Source organism: Embleya sp. NBC_00888 (assembly GCF_045207655.1).
In the GTDB taxonomy this organism is placed as follows: domain Bacteria; phylum Actinomycetota; class Actinomycetes; order Streptomycetales; family Streptomycetaceae; genus Embleya.
Genome location: NZ_CP108785.1, coordinates 651,643 through 673,840, shown reverse-complemented (window position 1 = coordinate 673,840; position 22,198 = coordinate 651,643). Strand labels below are relative to the sequence as shown.

23 protein-coding genes and 3 pseudogenes are annotated in these 22,198 nt (G+C 70.1%); 10 read left to right on the top strand and 16 right to left on the bottom strand.

Features of this window, described 5'->3' with window-relative positions; genetic code table 11:
- Nucleotides 1-49: 49 nt before the first annotated feature.
- Nucleotides 50-940: a sugar ABC transporter permease gene (locus tag OG948_RS37240; RefSeq protein ID WP_331769401.1), complete on the top strand. Its 891-nt coding sequence runs from the start codon at nucleotides 50-52 to the stop codon at nucleotides 938-940.
- Nucleotides 937-1,878: a carbohydrate ABC transporter permease gene (locus tag OG948_RS37235; RefSeq protein WP_331769400.1), complete on the top strand. Its 942-nt coding sequence runs from the start codon at nucleotides 937-939 to the stop codon at nucleotides 1,876-1,878. The genes OG948_RS37240 and OG948_RS37235 overlap by 4 nt, the downstream gene beginning before the upstream one ends.
- A 378-nt stretch (nucleotides 1,879-2,256) precedes the next feature.
- On the opposite strand, the gene OG948_RS37230 is transcribed toward OG948_RS37235, so the two are convergent.
- From OG948_RS37230 to OG948_RS37170, 13 genes and pseudogenes are all read right to left on the bottom strand, one after another.
- Nucleotides 2,257-2,613 (bottom strand): hypothetical protein, encoded by a 357-nt coding sequence (locus OG948_RS37230; protein ID WP_406300481.1) that lies wholly within the window; start codon nucleotides 2,611-2,613, stop codon nucleotides 2,257-2,259.
- 313 nt (nucleotides 2,614-2,926) lie between these two features.
- Nucleotides 2,927-3,199, bottom strand: a complete 273-nt coding sequence (locus tag OG948_RS37225; RefSeq protein ID WP_331769398.1) for an aldehyde dehydrogenase family protein — start codon at nucleotides 3,197-3,199, stop codon at nucleotides 2,927-2,929.
- A 37-nt stretch (nucleotides 3,200-3,236) separates the two neighbouring features.
- Complete coding sequence (locus OG948_RS37220) at nucleotides 3,237-4,103, bottom strand: hypothetical protein (protein ID WP_331769397.1); 867 nt, start codon at nucleotides 4,101-4,103, stop codon at nucleotides 3,237-3,239.
- Nucleotides 4,100-4,744 carry a sigma-70 family RNA polymerase sigma factor gene (locus tag OG948_RS37215; RefSeq protein ID WP_331769396.1) on the bottom strand — a complete coding sequence of 215 codons (645 nt, stop codon included), beginning with the start codon at nucleotides 4,742-4,744 and terminating at the stop codon, nucleotides 4,100-4,102. The genes OG948_RS37220 and OG948_RS37215 overlap by 4 nt, the downstream gene beginning before the upstream one ends.
- A 591-nt stretch (nucleotides 4,745-5,335) precedes the next feature.
- The gene (locus OG948_RS37210) at nucleotides 5,336-5,794 is read right to left on the bottom strand and encodes a hypothetical protein (protein WP_331769395.1); all 459 of its coding nucleotides are present in this window, start codon (nucleotides 5,792-5,794) and stop codon (nucleotides 5,336-5,338) included.
- Nucleotides 5,795-6,102: 308 nt separating this feature from the next.
- Nucleotides 6,103-6,575 (bottom strand): annotated as a pseudogene (locus tag OG948_RS37205) (TetR/AcrR family transcriptional regulator); the annotation flags it as partial.
- A 166-nt stretch (nucleotides 6,576-6,741) separates the two neighbouring features.
- On the bottom strand, nucleotides 6,742-6,963 hold the full coding sequence (locus OG948_RS37200; RefSeq protein WP_331769394.1) for a hypothetical protein: 222 nt from the start codon (nucleotides 6,961-6,963) through the stop codon (nucleotides 6,742-6,744).
- Between the two features lie 351 nt (nucleotides 6,964-7,314).
- Nucleotides 7,315-8,166: a fumarylacetoacetate hydrolase family protein gene (locus OG948_RS37195; protein WP_331769393.1), complete on the bottom strand. Its 852-nt coding sequence runs from the start codon at nucleotides 8,164-8,166 to the stop codon at nucleotides 7,315-7,317.
- Nucleotides 8,167-8,233: 67 nt separating this feature from the next.
- Nucleotides 8,234-8,581 carry an L-rhamnose mutarotase gene (locus OG948_RS37190; RefSeq protein ID WP_331769392.1) on the bottom strand — a complete coding sequence of 116 codons (348 nt, stop codon included), beginning with the start codon at nucleotides 8,579-8,581 and terminating at the stop codon, nucleotides 8,234-8,236.
- Nucleotides 8,578-9,444, bottom strand: coding sequence for an amidohydrolase family protein (locus OG948_RS37185; RefSeq protein WP_331769391.1), 867 nt, complete (start codon nucleotides 9,442-9,444; stop codon nucleotides 8,578-8,580). The genes OG948_RS37190 and OG948_RS37185 overlap by 4 nt, the downstream gene beginning before the upstream one ends.
- 6 nt (nucleotides 9,445-9,450) lie before the next feature.
- Complete coding sequence (locus OG948_RS37180; protein ID WP_406300477.1) at nucleotides 9,451-9,735, bottom strand: SDR family NAD(P)-dependent oxidoreductase; 285 nt, start codon at nucleotides 9,733-9,735, stop codon at nucleotides 9,451-9,453.
- A gap of 126 nt (nucleotides 9,736-9,861) precedes the next feature.
- The gene (locus tag OG948_RS37175; RefSeq protein WP_331769390.1) at nucleotides 9,862-10,539 is read right to left on the bottom strand and encodes a GntR family transcriptional regulator; all 678 of its coding nucleotides are present in this window, start codon (nucleotides 10,537-10,539) and stop codon (nucleotides 9,862-9,864) included.
- 262 nt (nucleotides 10,540-10,801) lie between these two features.
- A complete protein-coding gene (locus OG948_RS37170) occupies nucleotides 10,802-11,170 on the bottom strand; it encodes an ATP-binding cassette domain-containing protein (RefSeq protein WP_406300476.1) in 369 nt (122 codons plus the stop codon).
- Between the two features lie 36 nt (nucleotides 11,171-11,206).
- Here OG948_RS37170 and OG948_RS37165 point away from each other — a divergent pair.
- From OG948_RS37165 to OG948_RS37155, 3 genes and pseudogenes are all read left to right on the top strand, one after another.
- A pseudogene (locus OG948_RS37165) lies at nucleotides 11,207-11,533 on the top strand (sugar ABC transporter ATP-binding protein); the annotation flags it as partial.
- Nucleotides 11,534-12,087: 554 nt separating this feature from the next.
- Complete coding sequence (locus OG948_RS37160; protein ID WP_331769389.1) at nucleotides 12,088-12,642, top strand: AAA family ATPase; 555 nt, start codon at nucleotides 12,088-12,090, stop codon at nucleotides 12,640-12,642.
- Between the two features lie 317 nt (nucleotides 12,643-12,959).
- Nucleotides 12,960-13,463, top strand: coding sequence for a hypothetical protein (locus OG948_RS37155; RefSeq protein ID WP_331769388.1), 504 nt, complete (start codon nucleotides 12,960-12,962; stop codon nucleotides 13,461-13,463).
- A gap of 105 nt (nucleotides 13,464-13,568) precedes the next feature.
- Here the strand turns inward: OG948_RS37155 and OG948_RS37150 are convergent, their stop codons facing one another.
- On the bottom strand, nucleotides 13,569-14,105 hold the full coding sequence (locus tag OG948_RS37150) for an enterotoxin A family protein (RefSeq protein WP_331769387.1): 537 nt from the start codon (nucleotides 14,103-14,105) through the stop codon (nucleotides 13,569-13,571).
- A 475-nt stretch (nucleotides 14,106-14,580) separates the two neighbouring features.
- Between OG948_RS37150 and OG948_RS37145 the strand changes: the two genes are divergently transcribed.
- A complete protein-coding gene (locus OG948_RS37145; RefSeq protein WP_331769386.1) occupies nucleotides 14,581-15,033 on the top strand; it encodes a hypothetical protein in 453 nt (150 codons plus the stop codon).
- Here the strand turns inward: OG948_RS37145 and OG948_RS37140 are convergent.
- Nucleotides 15,015-15,218 carry a hypothetical protein gene (locus tag OG948_RS37140; protein ID WP_331769385.1) on the bottom strand — a complete coding sequence of 68 codons (204 nt, stop codon included), beginning with the start codon at nucleotides 15,216-15,218 and terminating at the stop codon, nucleotides 15,015-15,017. The genes OG948_RS37145 and OG948_RS37140 overlap by 19 nt on opposite strands.
- A 276-nt stretch (nucleotides 15,219-15,494) precedes the next feature.
- Between OG948_RS37140 and OG948_RS37135 the strand changes: the two genes are divergently transcribed.
- Both OG948_RS37135 and OG948_RS37130 read left to right on the top strand, forming a co-directional pair.
- Nucleotides 15,495-15,944, top strand: a complete 450-nt coding sequence (locus tag OG948_RS37135; protein WP_331769384.1) for a hypothetical protein — start codon at nucleotides 15,495-15,497, stop codon at nucleotides 15,942-15,944.
- A pseudogene (locus tag OG948_RS37130) lies at nucleotides 15,944-16,165 on the top strand (hypothetical protein); the annotation flags it as partial. The gene OG948_RS37135 and the pseudogene OG948_RS37130, both read left to right, overlap by 1 nt.
- Nucleotides 16,166-16,232: 67 nt before the next feature.
- Here the strand turns inward: OG948_RS37130 and OG948_RS37125 are convergent.
- Nucleotides 16,233-19,673, bottom strand: coding sequence for a DNA polymerase III subunit alpha (locus OG948_RS37125; protein ID WP_331769383.1), 3,441 nt, complete (start codon nucleotides 19,671-19,673; stop codon nucleotides 16,233-16,235).
- A gap of 377 nt (nucleotides 19,674-20,050) precedes the next feature.
- On the opposite strand from OG948_RS37125, the gene OG948_RS37120 reads away from it, so the two are divergent.
- Together OG948_RS37120 and OG948_RS37115 are read left to right on the top strand one after the other, a co-directional pair.
- On the top strand, nucleotides 20,051-20,878 hold the full coding sequence (locus OG948_RS37120; protein ID WP_406300475.1) for a sensor histidine kinase: 828 nt from the start codon (nucleotides 20,051-20,053) through the stop codon (nucleotides 20,876-20,878).
- On the top strand, nucleotides 20,866-22,128 hold the full coding sequence (locus OG948_RS37115; RefSeq protein WP_331769381.1) for a response regulator: 1,263 nt from the start codon (nucleotides 20,866-20,868) through the stop codon (nucleotides 22,126-22,128). The genes OG948_RS37120 and OG948_RS37115 overlap by 13 nt, the downstream gene beginning before the upstream one ends.
- Nucleotides 22,129-22,198: the final 70 nt, after the last annotated feature.

Sequence of the window (22,198 nt, the reverse complement as noted above, 5' to 3'; positions counted from 1 at the left end):
CCCTGGGCCTCCCGGCCCTACCCCTCGCCCCCGATGTTGCGGAGCGATCATGCGCAAGAAGACGTTTACCCGAGCCGGCGGCCTCGTGTGGGTCGTGCCCGCCCTGCTGCTGGTGTCGGTCTTCATCTACTACCCGATCGTCGAGACCGTCCGACTCAGCTTCTTTCACTGGAACGCGTTCTCGCCCACCCCGAGATTCGTGGGCCTGGACAACTACCGTGAGGCGGCCGACGATCCCATCTTCTGGCGGGCCCTGCGCAACAACGTGGGCTACGCCGTGGTCTCGGTGATCTGCCAGGTCGGTCTCTCACTCGCCCTCGCGGCGACGTTGGAGGAGCTGGTCGGCCGCCGCCTGCGCAGTGCGCTGCGCACCGTGTACTTCATCCCCGCAGCGGTGTCGATCACCGTCGCGGGCATGCTCTTTCGCTTCCTCTACGACCCCAACATCGGGCTCGTCAACCGCTTCCTCGACACGATCGGGCTCGGGTCGTTGCAGCACGCCTGGTTGGGCGAGAGCGCCACCGCGATCTGGGCGATCATCGCCATGAGCCAGTGGCAGTCCATGGGCTACACCGCCGTGCTGTTCATGGTGGCGATCCAGAAGATCCCGAGGGAGCTGTACGAGGCGGCGCAGGTGGACGGTGCCGGACGGATCCGCTCCTTCTTCACCATCACCGTGCCGATGGTGCGCGAGATGACCACCCTGATGGTCATCCTCACCGTGTCAGGCGCGTTCCTCGTCTTCAACGAGGTGATGGTGACCACCGGGGGCGGCCCGAACAACTCGAGCCAGGTACTGGGCACGTGGCTGTACCGCAGCGCCTTCCTCAACGACGACATGGGCTACGCGTCCGCCATCGCCACCGTGATCCTGCTGATCACCGTGCTGGCCGCGGCGGCCCAACTCCTCTACGCCAAGCACCGGAGGGTGGAGTCATGACGACGGACCTCGCCGGCCAGGTCGTGTCCGCAGCACCCGCACACGGCGGCAAGTCCCGCGTCGGTCGCCGGCGCACGATCGACCGACCCCCGCACGGCGGCCCACGGCGCCGGGGCCGATGGCAGCGGTGGGCGCTCACCGGTTTCGCGTACGCACTGTTGGTCGCCTTGGCGGTCGCGGTCGTGTACCCGCTGCTGTGGATGGTGCTCAGCAGCTTCAAGAACAACGCCGAGATCTTCGGCGACGCGTGGGGACCGCCGGGCGAGTTCCGCCGGCACAACTTCGCCGACGCGTGGGACCAGGGCGTCGTCCGCTACCTGGGCAACAGCGTGATCGTGACCGTCGCGAGCAGCATCCTCGTGACGCTGTTCAGCGCGTGGGCCGCGTACGGACTCACCCGGCTCGACATCCCGCTGGCGCAGCCGCTGCTCCTGCTCATCCTGGGCGGTCTGATGCTCTCGCCCACGGTGGCTCTCATCCCGTTGTTCCGCTTGCTTCAGGACCTGGGCATCTACAACACGCACTGGGCCCTCATCGTGTTGTACACCGCCTTCCGCATTCCCTTCACGGTCTTCCTGATCCGGGCGTACATGATGGACCTGCCCCGCGACGTGGAGGAGGCCGCCGTGATCGACGGGGCCGGGCGCGCGCAGATCTTCTGGTTGGTGATCCTGCCGCTGTGCCGGCCGATCCTGATCTCGGCGGGCATCCTCCAGGCGTTGTTCGCGTGGAACGAGTTCGCGTTCGCCCTGGTATTCGTCAACGACGACGACCTGAAGACCCTGCCGGTCGGCCTGGTGGACATGCAAAGCCGCCTACTGACCAACTGGCCGGTGATGTTCGCAGGGCTCACGATCGCCTCACTGCCGCTGATCATCGTTTTCCTGATCGGACAGCGTCACCTCATCCGCGGCCTGACCGAGGGCATGGGGAAGTGACCTGGGGGCGGCCCGATCCGGGCCGCCCCCACGTGGATGCGGGCCGGCCGGGCAGAGTTGTGGCGGGCCCGGTGCACTTCGCAACCGCCGACCACGGACGATCGAACGCCCTCCGGCACCAGACCCGGACACTCGGCCGGACGGCGCCACACAGGCACCGCCCCCGTCCACACCGCGGGCGAGCCCTGCGTCCGCCGCGCCCGGGCGTCCGCTGCCCCGTGTTCGCCCTGTCGGTTCCGCCGTCACGCGGCGGTGCGGGGGAGGTCCGACGTGACGCCGGCGAGGTCGGCATCGCTTGCAGGAAGTCCGGGAACGTCTTGCGGGACCGGACACGCATCGTTTTCTCCAGTCACCGGGCAGCCGTTGCCCGTCCCCCTGTTACTGTCCGACCCGCGGCTGCCGTTGCCCCGGGCGTGACTTTTCCTGCCCCTGGTGACCCGGCGGACCGCGCCGAACCGCCGAAAGCCTTCCACCCGCCGGGGCGGCGCGCACATCGGCGAAGAACGCGCGGACGTCCTCGCCCAGCGCGGTCGGGTGTTCCATCGACAGGAAGTTGCCGCCGCGCACGATCTCGGTCCAGCGCACGACGTTGTGATCGCGTTCGGCGAGGCGGCGAATCCCGGAGTCGCTCGGCAGGGCGCCGAGCACCGCCGTGGAGACATCGCCGGGCGGCTTGTGTTGTCCCGGTTCGCCGGAACCACCACCACCGCACCAGGTCGTCCGGTGCGCCGGCAAGGCGCGTGAGTGCGCAGCGACGTAAGGCAGCGCCCAAGGCGAGGCGGTGTTGCGCAAGGTCGCGCGATGCGGTGTCGTGGCCGGCGGGTGTTTTCGGGCAGCGCGAAGTGAGCCCTGGCCGACACGCGCCGGGGCAACAGGGCGCTCACATCAGGGAATCGGGGCTCCGGCGGAGCGCGGGCCGGGAGGTTCGGGCGGCCGGCCACGCGAAGGGGAGCCCCTTCGCGTGGCCGGCCCGGAGGTGGGCATCCCGAACCCACCCGGGTTCGTCGGGCTCAGGAGGCGTCCCAGCGCGGTGAGGCGACGATCGCCGTCAACCGGTCGGGAGCCAGGCCCGGTCCGGATCCGTGAGACTCACCCGGAGGAGATATCTGCGCGAGTCGAGGTCGGCGCACAAGACCGAGCCGCCGAGGCCGCAGCCGGTCGCGTTCGCGACCTCGACCGCCTCGTTGTCGTCGGCGACGGGGTAAGCGACGGCGACCGGGCCGATGCGCTCGGTGTCGGGCGTGTCCGTGCGCCGGGGGCTGATCCAACCCGCCTTCCCCAGGTCCACCAGGTTGTCGACGACCCGATTCGGGCGCCGCACGGGGCATCGATGAACACGTTGGTGTCCACACGCGCGGCTACTTGGCGTTCTGCGTCCCCGTGCAGGCCGAGCCCGGCACCGCAAGGTCGCGGATCAGGACCGCGCCCGCGTCCGGGTCCGCCACCGCGAACGCCAGGCCGGTCGTCACGCCCGGTTCCCTGGTGTACTCGACGTCCCAGCCGACGATGCCGACTTCGGCCAGGGACCGCTCGGCGAGCGCGCGAGCGTCGGCAACGGTCATGCACAGGCGGCTTCCCTCGTGATCGCCGACCAGCCTGGCCAGGCGCCGCACCTGCTCGATCGTCGCGCCGTGGTACGTCGCGTCGTTGTCGGGCACGCCCATCTCCAATGCGATACACGCGTCCTGCGGGCTGCGATCCGTGGGCCTCGGCACGACCATCAGGTCGCCGCTTCCCTTCGCGGTGCACGCGACCAGGGCCGGCACGGTCGCCGCGCCGGGCGCGTCGCTGCCCGGCAGTGACATCCGCCGCGCGGTCTCGGTCATGTCCGGCCAATACCGCGCGCACGCCTCCTCCGGGGTCTGCCCGGCCTCGATGCGCGCCGCGTACGCGAACTGCGGCTTGGCCGTGTACTCGTAGGAACACGAGGCCTGCGTCGGGAACCTGGGGCGCACCGGCGAGTCGTCGATCAACACCGTGGCGGCGGTCGCCCCCGCGACCGCGAACACCGCGGCGGGCGCACCGACGCGCCACGCCAGGCGCTTGCGCCGAGACTTCGCCGCCCCGGCCGGGCGGCCGACGGCCGCACCGTCGAACTCGCGCAGGAGGGCCGCGGACATCGCCCGCGCCCGATCGTGCGGCAGGCTGCGCTCGGCGGGCGCCGGGAACATGGCGCCGAGCTCGGCCCGTACCGGCGCGTCGGTGTCGGTCGGGTTGTTCGTCATCGGAGGTCCTTTCCGGGCCGGGCGGCCGCGGGGGTCGGGCGGCCGGCGGGCCGCGATGCGGGGACGGGGTGCGGTGCGACTTCGCCGGGCGAGGGCGGGGCGTCCTGCGCCTGCGGGCCGAGCATGCGCTTGAGCTTGGCGCGGCCCCGGGAGAGCCGGGAACGCACCGTGCCCTCCGGTATGCCGAGCGCCTCGGCGGCGGATGCCGAGTCCAGGCGCGCCCACACGCACAGCGCGAACACCTCGCGTTCCGAACGGCGCAGTGTCGCCAGCGACCGCCGGACCTTCGCGATGGTCTCGGTGTCGTCGATCCGCCCCACCAGGTCGTCGGCGAAGTCCGGCACCGACTGGTCGCGCGGCATCCGGGCCAGCGCCGCCTCGTGCCGGCGGCCGGTGCGGCGGACGTTGCGCACGACGTTCACGGCGATGCCCAGCAGCCAGGGGCGCAGGGACCCGCCTTCGGCGTCGACCCGGCCGCGCAGTCGCCAGGCCTCCAGGAAGGTGAGGGCGACGACGTCCTCGGCCGCGGACCAGTCGCCGGTGGTCCGGAAGGCATGGTTGTAGACGGATTTGGCGTGCTCGGCGAACAACTCTTCGAAGGCGTACGGGTCACCGTCTCTGACCCGCGCTCGCAAGTTCATCTCCACGCCCCTGAACTGTCCGCGGCCACCCGACACGCTCCCCGTATGTGACTCGGGTCACTCCACCCGGTCGGGGTCACGGCCTCCACGTGCACGCCTGCCGTCGGGATCCGCGGACTCGGGGCGGTCTCCAGCATCAACCGCGCGGTCCGCCGACCACGAGATCCACGTCCACCTCGAGACAATCGCACGGCTGTCGCACGGCACCGTCACTCGCCCCGGCCACCGAAGGCAGGACACGGGTCGAGGCATCCTCGACGGCCATGACACCACTCCCTACCGATCAATTCCCCACCGATCGATGGACAGCCTCATCTCTCGATCCCAGCGAGGCCGCACTTCGGCAGGAATCCTCGGAACACCCCCGTGACGACGGCCATCTCGGCTACAGACCACAACCGCCGAGACCGGCCCCGCACGACCGTTCACCAAGCTCGGACCACTCGCCCGTGACGCTCCGCCGGGCGTCCGACGTCCACTCCGGCGGCCCGGACTCGTCCGCCGCCCACAACTCGTCGGACGGCTGCATCTCGAGTCGCCCGGGTGGAACGAGCTCCACGTGTTCATGGCGACGGGCGGCTTTCTCCGGTGTCACAGGTGTCCGCTGCGCGGTGGCGTCGACGACTTCACCGCGGTGAGTACGGCGCGGATGATCGACCACTTGAAGGAACACGCCGCGGCGGGCCATGTCGTACCCGACACCGCCGCCCTGCTCGGCTTCCGCGCGAATACCGACACGAACACGACCAGCCGAGGCCCGACGACCTCGCCACCGATCGTCCAGGACGGGCGCCACTCGACGACGTTGTCCGCGGTCGTGGTGCGCTCGGCGGCCTCGTCGGGGTGCGCGCCGGCGGCCTTGGCCCGCGGCCCGGTGGGCATTTCCGACACCAAGCTGTGCGCGGTCGAGTGGTTGGCCAAGGCTGTCAGTTCGGCCGCCTCCGGCCCGAGTCTCTTCATCTCGTACACCGCCAGAGTCACCCGGCAGCGCGGGGAATGGGTCTTGATCTCGCGGGCCGGCGCGGGGGCGGCCTCGAACTGCGGGCGCACCCGCACTCGGTGCTGATCTTCTTCGAGAAGACCTTGTCCCGGGAGATGCCGTGCGCGGCGAGCGCGTCCAACTGCGACTGGAGTTCCTGCGTGAGGGTGCTGCAACGCGTACCCGATGCGGATGTCCGCGCTCGGGGTATCGGGAGCGAGCGGGACCGGGGTGCGCGGCCGCCACGAACGCCCGGGCCCCGGGCGACCGGCGTGGGCACCCCAGGAGTTTCGCGAGCCGGGGGTCCTTGGTGAACCGGCCGGTGTGACAGGCGCCGGCGACCGCGCCGGAACTCGCGAAGACGAACGCCGGGCGGTTCTCAGGAGAGCGGCCAGTTGCGTAGGGCGGCGTCAGCCATCTCCTGGAGTTCATCGCGGCCGACACCGCTCGCGGCTTGCACGGCGATGCCGAACGCCAAGGTGGTGACGTAGCGGGCCGGCAGCCCCGGATTGCTCTCCGCAGGCAGGTCGCCGTCGTCGACGGCTCGCTGGAACCGCTCCCGGACGCAGGAGCAGCCGTTGTTGCGCCAGGCGACGAGAAGGTCACGGACTCCACGTCCGGAGTCGCCGGCGGACAAGGCGCCCTGGACGCCCAGGCACCCGTGAGGATGGGCCGGGCGGGTGGTGGTTCGTACGGTGCCGGCCAGAATCGCGGTGGCGACGCCGAGGGCGGTCGGCTCGTCCAGGGCCCGGGTCAGGTATGCGCCCGGGCCTTCGGTGTAGCGCTCCAGGGCCTTGCGGAACAACTCCTCCTTGTTGCGAAGGTTGCGTACATGCTGGTGGTGGAGCCGCCAGGGCGCGACGGATCATTTCCGCCACAACCGCCGAGGTCGAGGGCGGGTAACCACGCTTCACCCGCAAGCCCACCGACACGACCGCCACGGTCTGGGACGACCCGTCCGGCTCGCCCGCGCGGCGGGCGAGCCGGTACCGGACCTTCTCGTGTCCGGGGTCGATCGTCACCTCGCCCTGTGGGGCGACGCCCTCGGGGGTACGGAGCTCGTCCGGCCGCACATCGTCTGCAACGTGAGGATGTCGCCTTGCGCGCGGACCAGGGCCAGGTTCTCGCGGGTGGACAGGGTGATCTTGGTGACCGCCGCCCGCGACTGCCCGGCGAGGGCCTCGCGGATCAGCACATACGGCTTCGGCGCGATCCGGGAAACACCGTGGCGAACCGCCATGCCACGCATGTGAACGACAAGGCCGCCGCCCGTGAATGCCACCACCTCCAGGGTGTTCCCTGCCGGTCCTGCGCGGCTACCTCGGCCGGGGCAGGTCGGCCCTGGACATCGACGACACCGGGTCGGCGACCTGGAGGCCGGCTCCGTCGGTGCACCGTCCACGATCGCTGCGTCGGTCGGGGCGAGGCCCACGGCGGCGCCGATGCCCCGGATGCCACAGCCCGGGGAGCCGCCATCACGCCGTCCGTCACGGGGCGCGATACGCCGCCCGATGCGGCATCCGTCCCGGGCCCGGTTCGTATCGGCCCCCGGCGGGCGCGTCACCGCCGGGCACCCGGTGTTGCTCTCGGCTCAGGCTTGCTCGAGGACTTGGCGCTGGGTGCCCAGTCCTGCGATCTCGAGTTCGACGATGTCGCCGGGGCGCAGGTATGGAGTGTCCGGTAGTCCCAGGGCGACTCCGGCCGGGGTTCCGGTGTTGATGACGTCGCCGGGTTCCAGGACCATGTATTGGCTCAGGTACCAGACGATGTACGGCACGTCGAAGATCATGTTCTCGGTGTTGCCGTGCTGGCGCGGTACGCCGTTGACGGACAGGCGGAGCGCGAGGGACTGCGGGTCGCCGACCTCGTCGGGGGTGACCAGCCAGGGGCCGAGCGGGTTGAAGGTCTCGCAGGATTTGCCCAGGTCCCACTGTCCGGAGTACTCCAGTTGGAACTCGCGCTCGGAGACGTCGTTGCTGATCGTGTATCCGGCGATCGCCTCGGCGGCCTCGTCCGGTGAGTCGAGGTAGCGGGCCCGTTTGCCCATCACCACGGCGAGTTCGACTTCCCAATCGGTCTTGGTCGAGCCACGGGGGATCGAGACCGTGTCCCGGGGACCGACGACGGTGGTGGGGTCCTTCAGGAAGACCACCGGCCGGGTGGGGATCGGTGCGCCGGTCTCCTGTGCGTGGTCGCGGTAGTTCAGGCCGATGCATACGATCTTGCCCGGACGGGTCACCGGGGCGCCGATCCGTACGTCGCCGAGCGGGAGGTCTGCCAGCTTCCCGGCCCGGGCGGCGGTCCGGGCTCGTTGGAGGCCTCCGGAGGCCAGGAACGTGGAGTCGATGTCCGTGGTGAGGGTGGACAGGTCCAGCAGCCGTCCTTCGTCGGTCAGGATTGCCGGGCGTTCGCTGCCCGGGGCGCCGATGCGCAGTACCTTCATCTGGGGCTTCCCTTCGGGGTGGGGTGTCCGCCTCCGGGGCGGTCGGGAATTCGCTGCACGGTGTCGCTCATTGCAGGAAGAAGATCGAGGGGATCTCGGTCCACTGCTGCCCCTCGGGTGTTCCGGGGAGGCGTTCCTGGCAGGGGTCGGTCAGCTTCCACCATTCCTGGGTGGTCGGGTCCCGGGAGATGCGGGCCATGTCCGCGTCGAAGTCGGTTCCCCGGTACTCGAAATAGCTGAACAGGAGCTCTTCGTGGAGGAAGATGGAGTAGTTGGAGATGTTGCACGCTCGGAGTCGGTCGAGGACGCCGGGCCAGGGATCGGCGTGCAGGCGCTTGTACTCCTCGAGCTTCTCGGGCCTGACGCGGATCACCGATGCGATCCGTCGGACCCCGTCGCCCGTGTTCTCGTTCATTGCTCTCCTTGGGGAAGTCCGTACACGCGGGTCGCCGTGCCGGCGAAGACGGCGGCCTGTTCGGTCGCGCTCAACGAGTTGGTGAGGGTCGCGGCGGTGTCGACCACGTCGCGGTAGGAGGCCGCGAGCAGGCAGACCGGCCAGTCGGATCCGAACATGAGCCGGTCCGGCCCGAATTCTTCAAGCGCCGTCTCGGCGAAGGGGCGCAGGTCGCGCCAAGACCACGTCCGCCAGTCGGCTTCGGTGACGAGTCCGGAGAGCTTGCACACGGTATTGGGCAGTGCGGCCAGCGTCTTGATGTCACCGGCCCAGGGGGCTCTCTCGCGTGCTGCGATCGGCGGCTTGCCGAGGTGGTCGAGAACGAGGGTGAGTTCGGGCAGTGCCGCGGCGGCGCGGGCGGCCGCGGGGAGCTGGTGGGGTTGTACGAGCAGGTCGTAGGCGAGTCCCGCCGAGGCGACGGCCGCGAGTCCGCGGATGACGTCCGGGCGGATCAGCCAGTTCGGATCGGGCTCGTCCTGTACGGGGTGGCGGATGCCCACCAGGTGTTCGCCGCCCGGTAGTTCGCGAAGCGCGCCGATGGCTTCCGCGACATCGGGCGCGGTGAGGTCGACCCAGCCGACCACCCCGGCGACCAACCGGCTCGCCGCGGCGAGCGCGAGGAATTCCGGGGTCTCCTCGGCGACCGCGACCGTCTGCACCAGGATGGTCGAGGTGACGTTGGTCGAGGCGGCCTCGGACTCCAGGTCGGTGAGCGCGAAGCTGCGCCGGATCGGGGCGAGGGCCGGGTCGGCGAGCCAGGGATGGTCGCGCGCGGACAGGTCCCAGACGTGATGGTGCGCGTCGACAATGGAATCGGGGGTCATGGAAGGTCACCTCGGGTGTGCTGAGGACGAGCGAGGGTGTCCGGACGGGGCGGGCAGCATTGACGACAGCTCCGGAGCGCCGCGCACGGCCTCGACCACCGACGCGTCGTCGCCCACGTCCGCGGCGAACACCGACAGGTCGCCATCGCCGACCAACGGCGACACGTCCCGATCCAACACCGCCACCCGCGCACCGCGCGCGACCAGCATGCGCGCGGTCGCCAACCCGATCCCCGCCGCCCCACCGGTCACCACCGCCGCCAGCCCGGCGAAGTCCCGCCCCCCGGTCACAGGTTCCTCCCGGCGACACCCGAACGCGACACCTTCATGAGCGAGTTTCCTTCCCTCTCAACCCTGTTCACGTAACGGACGACACTTCGGAACCGGCCTCGGGCAACTCGCCCCACTCCATGCCAGTCACGCCTGTGCGCCTCCCGCCGCGACGAGCCCGGGCAGCAGGCGCTCCTGCGCCCGATGCAGGTGCGTGCGCATTGCGGCCGCTGCGACATCGGGATCCGCGTCCCGGATGGCCTCGAGTACGCGTTCGTGCTCCCGGCAGGTCGCGTCGGGGACCCCGGCCGGGAAGTACAGCCGGTACAGATGCGTGTGTGACCGGAAGCGGCGCAGGGTGTCGGCCATCAGCGAGTTGCCGCCGGAAATCGCGATCACGTCGTGGAAGAGCGCGTCGTGCTGGAGGAATCGACGCATGGTCTCGCGATTGTCGTCGCCGCGCGCGGCACGCATCCGGGTCAGGCTGTCGGTGAGCGCCCGAAGGCCCTCCTCGCCGACCCGTACGGCGGCCCCGGCCGCCGCCGCCGGCTCCAACAGCAGCCTCATCTCGAACAGTTCGTCGAACGTCTCGGCACTCATCAGCGGCGCGGCCGAGTATCCGGCGAGGGCCCGCTTGACCACCAGGCCGTCGGCCTCCAGGCGGGCCAACGCCTCTCGTACCGGAGTGGGGGACACGTCGAGGGCCTGCGCCAACGTGTTGATGTTGAGCTTGGCTCCAGGCTCGATCTCGTGATCGACCAGCCGTTGTGCGATCGCCTCGCACACGGTGTCCGCGAGCACCTGTCGAGGCTGCGCCTCTGTCATCGTTTCTCTCCTCCTCGACGCAGACACGCCGACGCGCTGCTTCGGTGACGACATCCGTAGATCCGAGCATGCCGCAGGACGCCGTCGTGCCTTATTAATATATGATCCACGTCCTCCGTGGCTATAGATGCGCGATGCTGCCGAGAGTCGGATCGACGTCAATCAGAGCTCGACTCTCGCCCGCGACCAGCAAATTTGCACTATATGACATTACTTGCGCGTGATTTTGGCCCGTCTTCCGGCCTCGTGTGGCTGAAAACATTCACCGCGTTCGAGGCCTTGATCCTACCGAGATCCGCGAGCGTGCTTCTCGAAAATATAGTATCTGGCTCCGGAGGTTGGTTCCATGAAGCGATCGCCCGTCAGAAACGCCCTGTTCCGCGCCGCCGTCTCGCTGTCGTTGGCAGCGGCCCTGACCGGGTGCAGCACCAAGGGCAGCACCGGTGCCGCCGGCGACAAGGGGGCGGCCGACAGACCACCGAGATCCCCGCGCGTACCGCGTCGTGGGGAGAGTGGAAGTCGATCGGGGTTCCGTCGAGCGCGAGCCGCCGCCGTCGGGGTGGAACAGGCCGGTGACGACCTTGATCAGGGTCGACTTGCCGGCGCCGTTCTCGCCGAGCAGGGCGTGCACGGACCCGGGGCGCAGGTGCAACGTCGCGCCGTCGAGGGCTCGGACGCCGGGGAAGTATTTGGCCAGACGGTCGGCAACCAGCAGAAGGTCGGCCTCGCGAAGTGGCTCGCCGCGCGGACCGAGATCCTGGTGATCGACGAACCCAAGGTCGGCATCGACGTCCGCACCAAGGCCGCCTTCCTCCAACTCGTCTGGCACCTGGCCGCCGACGGCCTCGCCATCCTGCTGATCACGAGTGACCTGCCCGAGATGGTCACCCTCGCGGACCGCGTGCTGGTCATGCGCGACCACCGGATCGCCGGCGAGGTGCCCAACACGCACGACGACCCCTCGGTGAGCCAGGCGGTGATTCGCCTCATCCACGGCACCGGGAGCGAGGACCTCCCGACCGCATCGGAGTCCTCGAACCGGAACCGGCCGGCGGGTTCGAGCCCTCGAACAGGCTCTGATCGGATACTCCGCATGACGGGCGGAACGGGTCCGCATGTCGGGGACGCATCCCGCGAGGGGCGCTTCGAGGCGGCCCGGACTTGTCCGCCCCGGCGCCACCAGGCCCGGCGCCATCACGCCCGGCGGTCTCGGCGCGGTTGCGGCCGCACCGTCGCCCGGTCCGGGCCGGACGACGCGGTGGCGCCACCCGGTCCCGCGGGTGGCGCCACCGCCCCCGTGTGGCGTGGGCCGGGACTCTCGAACAGAGAATCGGAGCGGATCCGCACGGCGGGGAGAACGGCGCCACCCACACGAACCGCCTACGGACTCAGCCAGGCCGGCAGTTCCCTCGGTGCCCCGCTGCGGGCCCAGTCCGCCTCGTCCCCCCCCGACCCCACAGGCCCTCGCCCGCGAGGTCGCGGGCTGTGTACGGGCGGTCGTCGACCGCACTCGAACGCTGCTCCGTGGCGTCCGCAGCCGCCAGTAGGGTGCCCAGGGTGACCGTGGGAAGCGAAGAGAGTCGACTGGTCGTGATTCGGGGAAACTCTGCGTCCGGCAAGTCGTCGGTGGCAGCTGGGATCCGTGACCGGTTCGGCCGGGGCCTGGCTCTGGTGGGGCAGGACAACCTTCGCCGAGTCGTACTGCGTGAGCGGGATCGGCAGGGCGCCCCGAATATCGGCCTGATCTCCACCGTGGCCCGATATGCGCTTGATGCCGGCTACCACGTGGTCGTCGAGGGAATCCTGTACGCCGACCGCTACGGGGAGATGCTGGAGGATCTGGCCCGGGATCATCGTGGCACCACTCGGTGTTACTACCTGGACATTCCCCTGTCCGAGACGCTGGCGCGTCACGTGACGAAGCCGGATCCGGAATACCTCGCACATGTCACCGAGCGGGAGCTGCGTGATTGGTATCGCGAACGCGATCTACTGACCAGCGGAATCGAGACGGTCATCGGTGCCGACAGTCTCCTCAAGGAAACGATCGAATTCATCATGCGCGACACGGGGCTGGCCGGGCTGCCGCCGCGGAACCTCTGAGGCCACAGGTCCGTCTCTTCCCGCCCGTCTCGGCCGGCCGTTCTCCTCATACGCTTCCACGCATGGAGATACCCCAGCAGTAGGGCAACTCCACCAGCGAGGTTCCTTCCCCGCCGGGTCGCCATTGCCTGGCTCTCGCGCTCGCCCACCCGCAGTATGTCCGGGACAGCCGGAGCCTGTTCGCCCCGCCACGACATCAACCACGAAGCACATAAGGTCACCCCCAACCGGGCAGGTTCGCGTTCGCTTCACGACCCGGGTCGGAGACGACTACGCTCAGGGAAGGCCCCGAGCCGGCCCGACACCGAGGAATTTCCATGGTCGACACGACAGGATCCGACGACTCCGTCACCATCGACGGCAAGACGTTCTCTTTCGACGTCGCCACCCAGGGCGACGTCACGTGGAAGGGCGGCCAACTCGACTCGGTGAGCGTCAAGGGCCTCATCGACTATGTGCACACGACGCTCGACTATCCCGATCCTCCCCGGATCCTGGACGAGGCCCGCTTCGACCGCCTGCTCCTGGTGATCACCACGTACAAGAGAAAACCCGAGGCCACCAGCTACGAGTTCGCCGGAAGCATGGCCCACGCCCTCGACGGCACTTCGGTCCGCGTCGACACCCTGAGCGTCTTCTGGGCCACCGGGCGACTCAACGTCCGCATGGACCTCTCGATCCTGCGTGAGGGAGGCGAACCGCTCATGCGCCTGGACGGGATGCTCGGCAGGACGAAAGACGGGTGGACCCTCCAGGCCACCTGGGACGAGGAAAAATCCGTCACTTTCTCGGACCTCACCCATCTCCTCTCCACCGGCTGACCACGCCGACACGCAAGGACGCGGCGCGGCTCGCGGGAGGTCCTGTGGCCGGGCCGGGCGAGGTGTGTCCGCCGGGCCCGGCCGGGACGAGCAGGCGGCGCGACGCTACGAAGTCGCCCTCGTTGTGAGTCCGCACCGGTCCTTCGAGAAATCGTCGGAGAAACTCATGGGCTCCAAAGACGGGTTCCTGTCCGGATTGCGCACGATCTCGCTGTAGACGATCGCGGTGTATTCCTTGCCGGCCGGCCAGGTGAGCGAAAACCAGCCCATGACCTGGACCCAGGGCACGAGTCCGAAGGCGGCCACTTCCTGTTCGTCGTCGCCCTCGAAGGGGCACTCCCGCATGAACGTCGTGACGTCGTAGAGCACTCCGGTGGTTTTGACGATGTAGATGTGGGTGACGCGGTCGACGTCGTCCCCGGGCATGGTCACGAACTGATTCCGCGCGAACTTCCTGGCCCTCATGTAGTCCCTGGTCATGGAGATGTAGCCGGAGTCGACGCAGGCGTCGGTACCCGACAACGCGCCTTTGACGTGCTTTTGCAGGCTCGGGTTGCTCCCGCGCGATCTGAAGCCGCCGAGAGCCTTGACGGCCTCGGGCGGGCGTGCGTCTCCACGCAGCAGGCATGTGCTCGACCTCAACTGCCCTTCCCCAGCCGCCTCCACCTGTGCCTTCGTTGGGGGACTGCCCGGTGTCGGAGCGAGTGGGGCGAGGAGCGCACCCTGAGTTGTCGTGCCACCGTTCATTCGCAGCAACCGTCCTCACGTCGTGTCGGGCGGGCCGAACACAAGAACCGGAGGTCCCTTCCCCCGACGCTCTCGTGGTTCGTACCCACAGCGAGGCGGCACCTCACGGGCACCAACGGCGAATTACCCGAACCGAGTTGCTCGACGTCGAGGCGAACGGTCGGCCGGCGGAGAGACCGATTCGGTGTCCACGGTGGTGGGGCGGTGTTGTCGACGGGCGACGACTTCCACGTCGTGGAGATCGGCGACGTTCCTTCCGTGTGCCTACCCCTCGGCGCGAAGGGGGCGCCACGTGCCGGGTCCGGGTCCACGCGCACGGACGGGATCTGGAATGCCACGGCAGTGCTCGGCGGGCTGCCACAATGCTCGGATGGCCCACGACATAGTGTTCTTCCTGGCTCCCGACGACGAGACCGCCGCTGCGACGCGGCATCGGGGACCGGGTGGGGCCTTTGAGTCTGTGACGTGCCGTTTTATTGAGCCGGACAGTGCCATCGCCGAGTGGGACATGTACTTCGAGGAGCCTTCGGCCGCAGCCCCGCCGCTTGAGCGGCTCCATGGGTGGGCGTGGCCGGCGTGGGTCACCGCCCCGTTGAACGATGGCGTCGAGGTGTTCGCCCTGCCGAAGCGGCTGACCCGAGCGCTGGCCACCGCGAGTTCCGCGGAACTCGAAGAGCTCGCAGGCCGCTGGACAACGCGCATCCGGTCCGAGGACGGGGACGACATGACCGACGACGATCTACTGGCAGTCCTGGAGGGAGTTGCCCGACTCGCGGCCTCCGCGGTGAACACGGGTGGCGGCCTCTACAGCTGGAGCTTCTGACCGCCCACCTTCGAAGATGGCTCGCGTTCGATGCCGCCGCACGCCACGAACTCGGTCCCGGCGGCGTCGAAGTACAGCGCGAACTGCCTCGAGTGGTCTGCTGCGTCGCTGATGCCGGTGTGCGACCGGTCGTCGCGGTGCCGAGCCAGGATCTCAACGCTCTCGTCGAGGCCGAGGGTCGTCATGCCGATCTTCAACGACCGCCTCAGCCTCGCCGCAGCGATGTCGGCGACTGGGCGACGCCGCCCGGCGCAACCTGCATGCCGCGATCGCCCACGCCCGCAACCCCCTGCCACCCGTCCCGCTGCCGCCCGGGATTCCGCACGGGCGGCCGATGACCGAACCGCGTTCGATGTCCGCGCCGGCGTCGGGCGGCGGGCAACGCCCCACAACCGTGCGGGCCATGTGGCGGCCTGCGGACGACGACCGACGGATTCCTCCCGCCCGTTAGCCTGCGGTCCATGAGTCTGGATGCCGAACTGGGCGCGTTGGCGGCCCAAAAGGACCTCGTGGCCGATCTGGTGTGGCGTCTGCTTCGACACCCGGAGGCCCGCCGCACGGTGGCGCTGCTGCGCGAAGACCTGACCGAGGCGATGATCGAGGAGATCGTCGCGCTCGGCTCGGCGCGTTCCCTCGCGGCCAACTGCTCCGTGCCTGCCGAGGTCAGGGCCCGCATGGCGGAGCACTCGGAGCCGGCGGTCCGGTGCGCGATCGCCGCAAGCGTCGCGGACGATCCGCCGGGACTGTGGGTCCGGCCGGCGGACGATCCGGATCCCTCCGTGCGGATGTTCCTCGCGATGAACGATCATCTGCCGCCGGAACTGCCGGCCCGCCTGGCCGCGGACCCGGATCCGGGTGTGCGGTCGTCGACCACTGGCGCGATGTCCCGGACCGGGTGCGCCGGGCCCTGATGACCGATCCCGTCCCCCACGTCCGCAGGGACAGTGTCCTGAAGTACGTCCCGCCGGCGGACCTGCTGCCCGTCCTCCTCGCCGACCCCGTGACCCGCGCCGCCGCCGTCGGTCATACGGCCCCGTCACCGGAACTGGCCGCCGACCCCGATTCCGCCGTGCGCGTTGCCGTCGCCGACCATCCGGACCTTCCCGCGGGTCTGCGCGACCAACTCGCGGAAGACCCGGACATGTTCGTCCGCAACGCGATCGCGGCCCGCCAGGTGCCCGACAGCTTCACGGGGAGTGTCAGCCTGGAGAACCGGGGCTGCGGTGGCCGTAGCGGGTCAGGTCGGCGGCGCGTTGGCCGGGGGGTTGGAGGTCGGCGTAGGGGTGTTGGAGTGCTCCGGTGCCGTGGACGAGGACGCGCCGTGGTTGGGCGGGTGTCGGGTGTGGGGTGGGGGCGCCGAGGAGGTCGAGCGCGGCCTGGGGGCCGTGGTCGCGGCGGGCGGCGGCGATCTCGTCGAGGTCCCAGGCCATGGTGCCGACGACGGTGCGCCGGCGGCCGCGGACCTGGACCTTCCCGCGGACCAGGAGCAGTCCGGAGTGGAAGACGGTGTGGGCGCAGGCGGGGTGGGAGTCCTCGAAGAAGGCGAGGTCGACGAGGCCGGAGCCGTCTTCGAGGGTGACGAAGATGACGCGTTTGCCGGAGGCGATGGGTGGGGTCTGGGTGGAGGCGCGGACGCCGGCGACCAGGACCTGTCGGCCGGGTGGTTGTTCGGCGAGGTGGGCGGCGTCGACGGCGCCGATCTCGCGGAGCAGTCGGTGGTGGTGTTCCATCAGGTGGCGGGAGAGGTCGATGCCCAGGACGTGGAGTTCGGCGCCGACGGCTTCGCGGGTGGTCATCTCGGGGAGGCCGCTGGGGGCGGTGGCGTCGAGTCGGCTGTCGGCGAGGGGGAGTTGGCCGTCGCCGACCTTGCGGGTGCGGCGGTGGAGTTCGGGCAGTTGCAGGAGCAGATCGCGGCGGGTCAGGCGTCCGTCGTGCAGGCCGTCGAGGGCGCCGATGCGGGCGAGGTGTTCGGCGGTGGGCAGGGTGGGGCGGGCGCGTTGCCACAGGTCGGACAGGGAGGTGTAGGGGCGGCCGGCGTCGATGCGGGCGCATTCCTCGTCGGTGATGCCGCGCACCGCGGACAGCGCCAGACGCACCCCCCACGTGCCGTCGCCGGTCTGCTCGGCGGTGTGGCCGGGCCTGGAGTGGTTGACGTCGACGGGCAGGATCGGCACCCGATGGCGGCGGGCGTCGGCGACGATCACCCGACGCGGCCACATCCCCGGATCGTGCTCGAGGAGTCCGGCGTACAACGCGGCGGGGTGGTGGGCCTTGAGCCACGCGCTCTGCAACGCGGGCACCGCGAACGCGACCGCGTGCGCCCGGCAGAAGCCGTACGCGCCGAAGCTCTCGACGATGCGCCACACCTCGTCGCGGACGTCGGGGGTGTAGCCGCGGGCGGCGGCGTGTTCGTGGAACCAGTCGCGGACCTGTGGCATGCGGTCGCGGTCGGACAGGGCGCGGCGGGCGACGTCGGCGAGCGCGAGGTCGCAGCCGGTCATCGTGGCCAGCAGGCCCATGATCTGTTCGTGCCAGATGGTGACGCCGTAGGTGTCCGCGAGGACGGGTTCCAGGTCGGGGTGGGGGTAGGTGGGGGCGGCGCCGTGGCGGGCGGCGATGTACTGCTCGGGCATGCCGCCGGCCACGGGTCCGGGTCGGAACAGGGAGATGTCGGCGATGACGTCCTGGACGCCGCGCGGTTGCAGGCGGCTGAGCAGGTCCTGCTGTCCGGGGCTCTCGAGTTGGAACATGCCGATGGTGTCGGAGGCCTGGATCAGCTTGAACGCGAAGAAGTCGTCGAGCGGCACGTGACGCGGGTCGTCGAGGTCGATGTGTGCGCCGGTGGTGCGTTCGACCTCGGCGACCGCGTGCGCCATCGCGGACTGCATCCGCACCCCGAGCACGTCCAACTTGATCAACCCCAGCTCCTCGACCTCCTCCTTCGCGGCCTGGACCATCGGGAAGGCGTCGCCGGGCGTGGGCTGCACCGGCAGCCGGTCCAGCAGGGTGGCGTCGGTGATGATCACCCCGCAGGGGTGCATCGCCATCCCGCGCGGCAACGCGTCCAACCGCTCGGCGAGTTCGAACAGTGGTCCGTATCGCCCCGCCTCGGCCGCGAGTTGCCGCAGTTCGGGCAACTCGGCGAGCGCGGTGGTGATCCCGCGGGCGCGGATGTGGGGGAAGGATTTCGCGATGCGGTCGATGTCGGGTGCGGCCAGGCCCAGGGCGAGGCCGACGTCGCGCAGCGCGTGGCGGGCCCGGTAGGTCTCGGGCATCGACGTCACCGCGACCCGCTCGCTCCCGAACCGCTCGAAGATCCTGCGGTAGACGTCCAGACGCCGGGCGGACTCGACGTCGATGTCCACGTCCGGCAACGACGACCTGCGCTCGGACAAAAACCGTTCGAACAACAGGCCGTGTTCCAGGGGATTGGCGGTGGCGATGTCCAACGCGTGGCACACCATCGAGCCCGCCCCCGACCCGCGCGCCGCCACCCGCACCCCCATCTCCCGCACATCCGCCACCACTTGGCCGACCGTGAGGAAGTACGTCTCCACCCGCAGCCGTCCGATGACCTCCAGCTCCCGCGCCAACCGCTCCATCGCGGCCTCGTCGCGGTCCAGACCGCGCCGGACCGTCCCGGCCTCGCAACGCTCGCGCAACACCCGCGCCGCCGAATCGGCCGTGGCACCGACCACGGCCGGCTCGGGGAAGAACGTGCCACCCAGACCCAGGTCCTCCACCGGATCCAACCGGCACTCGTCCGCGGTCGCCGCAGTCCGCGCGAGCAGTGTTCGGGCACGGTCGGGCCCGGCCCCGGCGGCGTCCGTGATCCGGGCCGCGATCGCGGCCATCGCCGCCGGGTCCTTCAACCAGCGCTCGCGCGGATCGAGGTGGGCCGGGTGGTGGAAACGGATCGGGCGCAGCAGGCGGGCGGCGTCCAGGACGTCGGCGACCTTGTGCTGGTCCGGGTCGGCGTAGCGCACGGCGTTGGTCAACACGGCGGCCACCCCGACCCGGTCGGCGAGCTGCACGGTCCGGGCGGCCAGGCGCAGCGAACCCGGCCCTGTCCCCGAGGACCCGTAGTACAGACACTCCAGACGCAGCGCGCCGCCGAACAGTTCACGCCATGGCGCGAGCAGGTGCTCGGCCGTGTCGGGGCGGCCGTCGGACAGTGCCCTCACCGGTTCCGAGGTCGGGCCGAGTAGCACGCTCAACCCGGGCCCCGTGTGCTCGCGCAACGCCGACCACGGCACCACCGGCGGCCCTTCGACGGCGTGTGCGGCCGAGACCAGGCGGCACAACCGCGGCCAACCGGCCGCGTCCCGGGCGAGGAGGGTCACGCGCAGCGGGGGTTGTTCGACGTGGGCCCCGCCGCGGACCGGGGTACGGCGCCGCCGCGCGCGAGGTGTGCCGGGTACGGCGGGGGCGACGGCGACGTCGACGCCGAAGATCGGGCGCACCCCGTGGGCCGTGCAGGCATGCGCGAAGCGCACCGCGCCGCCGACGGTGTCGCGGTCCGTCAGGGCCAGGGCCGACATGCCGCGCTCGGCGGCCCGTGCCACCAGGTCCTCGGGGTGGGAGGCGCCGTACCGGGCCGAGTAGCCCGACGCGGCGTGCAAGTGCGCGAAACCGTCCACCGCGCACCTCCGCCCGCGTCCACCCCCCATGTCCGAAAACCACCTCTTATTCGGACAGTAGTTCGAATAGATCAACTTTGCCAACCGTCCTCCCTACGACGGGCAGCGTCAGGTGGCCATGGGCAGCGGTTGTTGGCCACTGAAAGGTCGTGGACGACGCCGCAGCGAGCGTCGCCGAGGCCTACAACGTTGCGCGGTCCCGGGTGCGTGAGGCAGGCGTGGACCCCGACGGGGGCGGCGGGACGCCGTGCCGCCTGTGCGGCTGCGGCTCGTGAGATCCCGGCAAGTCCGCCGGCCGCATCCACGTTGGTGTCGTCACCATCCTGCTGCCGTTGGTGTCACTGCAAGCGCTGGCACTGCCGACGTACTGGTGGGCGATGCCGGACGGCAAGCCTGCCGACCAGCTGTTCGAGATCACGTCGTGGTGGCTCGCACTGGCATCAGGCCTGGTCGGGCTCGCCGGACTGGCCGCGTGGTCGATCGCCGCGCCCGCCGTGTGTTCCGCCGACGCGAAGCTCCTTGAGCTGCTGCTCGCACCCACCCGCGACCAGGAGCTCCGGCTTCGTGTGCGCATGGAGGAGCAGCGCCGACGTTCGGCCGTCGACCTGCACAGCGCCGAGCTGCGGCGGATCGAGCGGGACCTGCACGACGCGGCGCAGAACCGGCTGGTGGCCGTCTCCATGTTCATCGGCACGGCGCAACGGCAGTTGAGCACCGGAACCGGCGACGTCGCGACGGCCCTGGCGAAAGCACAGGACGCCAGCCGCGACGCGCTGGCCGAAATGCGTCGCATCATCCAGGGCGTGTATCCGCCGATGCTCGCCGAAGAAGGCCTGGTGCCCGCATTGGGGCTGCCGGCCGACCGGATGCAGATCCCCACCCGGCTGCGGGTCGACGCCCCGGCGCCGACCCCGGCGTCCGTCGATGCCGCCCTGTCCGTTTCGGTCGCCGAGGCGCTGACGAACGTGGCCAAGCACAGCAACGCGACCGAATGCGATATTCACCTGACCTGGACGGAGGACGACGGCCAGATGCGCGCAATCACCACCGTGACCGACGACGGACACGGAGGCGCCGAGCGGTCGAAAGGCAGTGGCCTGGCCGGAATCGAGAGCCGCATCGAGGCACTCGGCGGTACGGTCGCCGTCGCCGGCCCACCCTGCGGGCCGACGTCGGTGCGGATGGAGCTGCCATGCGAGTCGTGATCGCCGAGGACGACACGCTGCTGCGCGAAGGTCTTGCGGCGCTGTTGTCCGCCGAGGGCATCGAGGTGGTCGCGGCGCATGCCGACGCCGATCGGCTGTACGAGACCGTCGAGGAGTTCGACGCGGGACTGGCCATCGTCGACGTGCGGATGCCGCCCACGTACACCGACGAGGGTCTGCGCGCCGCGATGCGGGTCCGCGCCGCGCGTCCCGGCTTCCCGATGCTTGTGCCGTCGGCCCACGTGGAGACCAAGTACGCCGGCGATCTGCTGGCCGACGGCGCCGGAGCGGTCACGGCGCGGCCGGAGGTAATCGGAGCCGGTCGCGTGGCACGTACTGTCCGACCTGGTGGGGTAGTTGGCTTTGCCTTAAGGTCATCATGCATGAGTTCTCCTGACGATCAGAATCTCGGCGTCCAGGTCGACGTCCGGGTGCGGCAGGCCGATCTTGGCCGAGACGGCTGGGCAAGCACGATCGGCATGGCCCGCTGGCTGGAAGACGCCCGGATTCGGCTGCGACTGCGCCGCTTCGAACGCCTCGTCGGTACGGGCGGGTTCGGCCCGTTCCAGATACTGCTCGTCGGCCAACGGGTCGACCGGCTCGCTCAGGCCGGACCGACCGGTACCCGCGTGCAGGTGCACACCGGCGTTCGCCGGGTCGGGCGCTCCTCATTCACCTTCGAACAGGCGATCATGGTCGGCGGCAAGCATGTGGGGAGTGGCGACGCCACTGTCGTGCTGGCCGACAACTCGGGGCCGCTTCCGCTTCCCGACGAGTTGATCGCCGATCTCGCCGAGATGCGGCTACCGGAGACAGGATCGCCGGCACCCGCCCGTCCACGCCCAGAGCCGGAGCGCCTGCAACGTGCCCACTACCCGTATTGGGCCCCGCTGCGTTCCCGGATCGGTGACGTCGACTCCAACCAGCACGTCAACTTCATCGCACTGGCCACTTGGTACGACGAGGCCGTCGCCACGTTCACCTTGCACTCGATCGGGACGGGTGACGCGGGCTCGGTGCCGGATCTACCCCCTTGGTCGTACCAGATCCAGTATCTCGGTGAGGTGACCTACCCGGGCGACTACGAGATCGGGCTCACGGCCCGCTCCGTCGACACCGAGTCCGCCGAGTCCGTGCACTACGAACTCGGTGTCTTCCGCGACAGCACCTGCCTGGGCGTGGCCGACGCCGTCGGCCCACTCGGCAAACTGACCGCCGAAGCCCTGGACATGGCCCGGGCAGCGCACTGACCACCGTCTCTCGGGGGCAGGCCCGGGTTCATCCCGACATCGCGGCGCCATTGGCCCCCGATTCGCCGAC

What these genes read in the sequence shown, in the direction of transcription:
- OG948_RS37240 (WP_331769401.1), top strand. Translation starts at nt 50, where the DNA reads ATGCGCAAGAAGACGTTTACCCGAGCCGGCGGCCTCGTGTGGGTCGTG.
- OG948_RS37235 (WP_331769400.1), top strand. Translation starts at nt 937, where the DNA reads ATGACGACGGACCTCGCCGGCCAGGTCGTGTCCGCAGCACCCGCACAC.
- OG948_RS37220 (WP_331769397.1), bottom strand. Translation starts at nt 4,103, where the DNA reads ATGACGAACAACCCGACCGACACCGACGCGCCGGTACGGGCCGAGCTC.
- OG948_RS37215 (WP_331769396.1), bottom strand. Translation starts at nt 4,744, where the DNA reads ATGAACTTGCGAGCGCGGGTCAGAGACGGTGACCCGTACGCCTTCGAA.
- OG948_RS37200 (WP_331769394.1), bottom strand. Translation starts at nt 6,963, where the DNA reads ATGGCGGTTCGCCACGGTGTTTCCCGGATCGCGCCGAAGCCGTATGTG.
- OG948_RS37195 (WP_331769393.1), bottom strand. Translation starts at nt 8,166, where the DNA reads ATGAAGGTACTGCGCATCGGCGCCCCGGGCAGCGAACGCCCGGCAATC.
- OG948_RS37190 (WP_331769392.1), bottom strand. Translation starts at nt 8,581, where the DNA reads ATGAACGAGAACACGGGCGACGGGGTCCGACGGATCGCATCGGTGATC.
- OG948_RS37185 (WP_331769391.1), bottom strand. Translation starts at nt 9,444, where the DNA reads ATGACCCCCGATTCCATTGTCGACGCGCACCATCACGTCTGGGACCTG.
- OG948_RS37175 (WP_331769390.1), bottom strand. Translation starts at nt 10,539, where the DNA reads ATGACAGAGGCGCAGCCTCGACAGGTGCTCGCGGACACCGTGTGCGAG.
- OG948_RS37155 (WP_331769388.1), top strand. Translation starts at nt 12,960, where the DNA reads ATGGTCGACACGACAGGATCCGACGACTCCGTCACCATCGACGGCAAG.
- OG948_RS37145 (WP_331769386.1), top strand. Translation starts at nt 14,581, where the DNA reads ATGGCCCACGACATAGTGTTCTTCCTGGCTCCCGACGACGAGACCGCC.
- OG948_RS37140 (WP_331769385.1), bottom strand. Translation starts at nt 15,218, where the DNA reads ATGACGACCCTCGGCCTCGACGAGAGCGTTGAGATCCTGGCTCGGCAC.
- OG948_RS37135 (WP_331769384.1), top strand. Translation starts at nt 15,495, where the DNA reads ATGAGTCTGGATGCCGAACTGGGCGCGTTGGCGGCCCAAAAGGACCTC.
- OG948_RS37120 (WP_406300475.1), top strand. Translation starts at nt 20,051, where the DNA reads ATGCCGGACGGCAAGCCTGCCGACCAGCTGTTCGAGATCACGTCGTGG.
- OG948_RS37115 (WP_331769381.1), top strand. Translation starts at nt 20,866, where the DNA reads ATGCGAGTCGTGATCGCCGAGGACGACACGCTGCTGCGCGAAGGTCTT.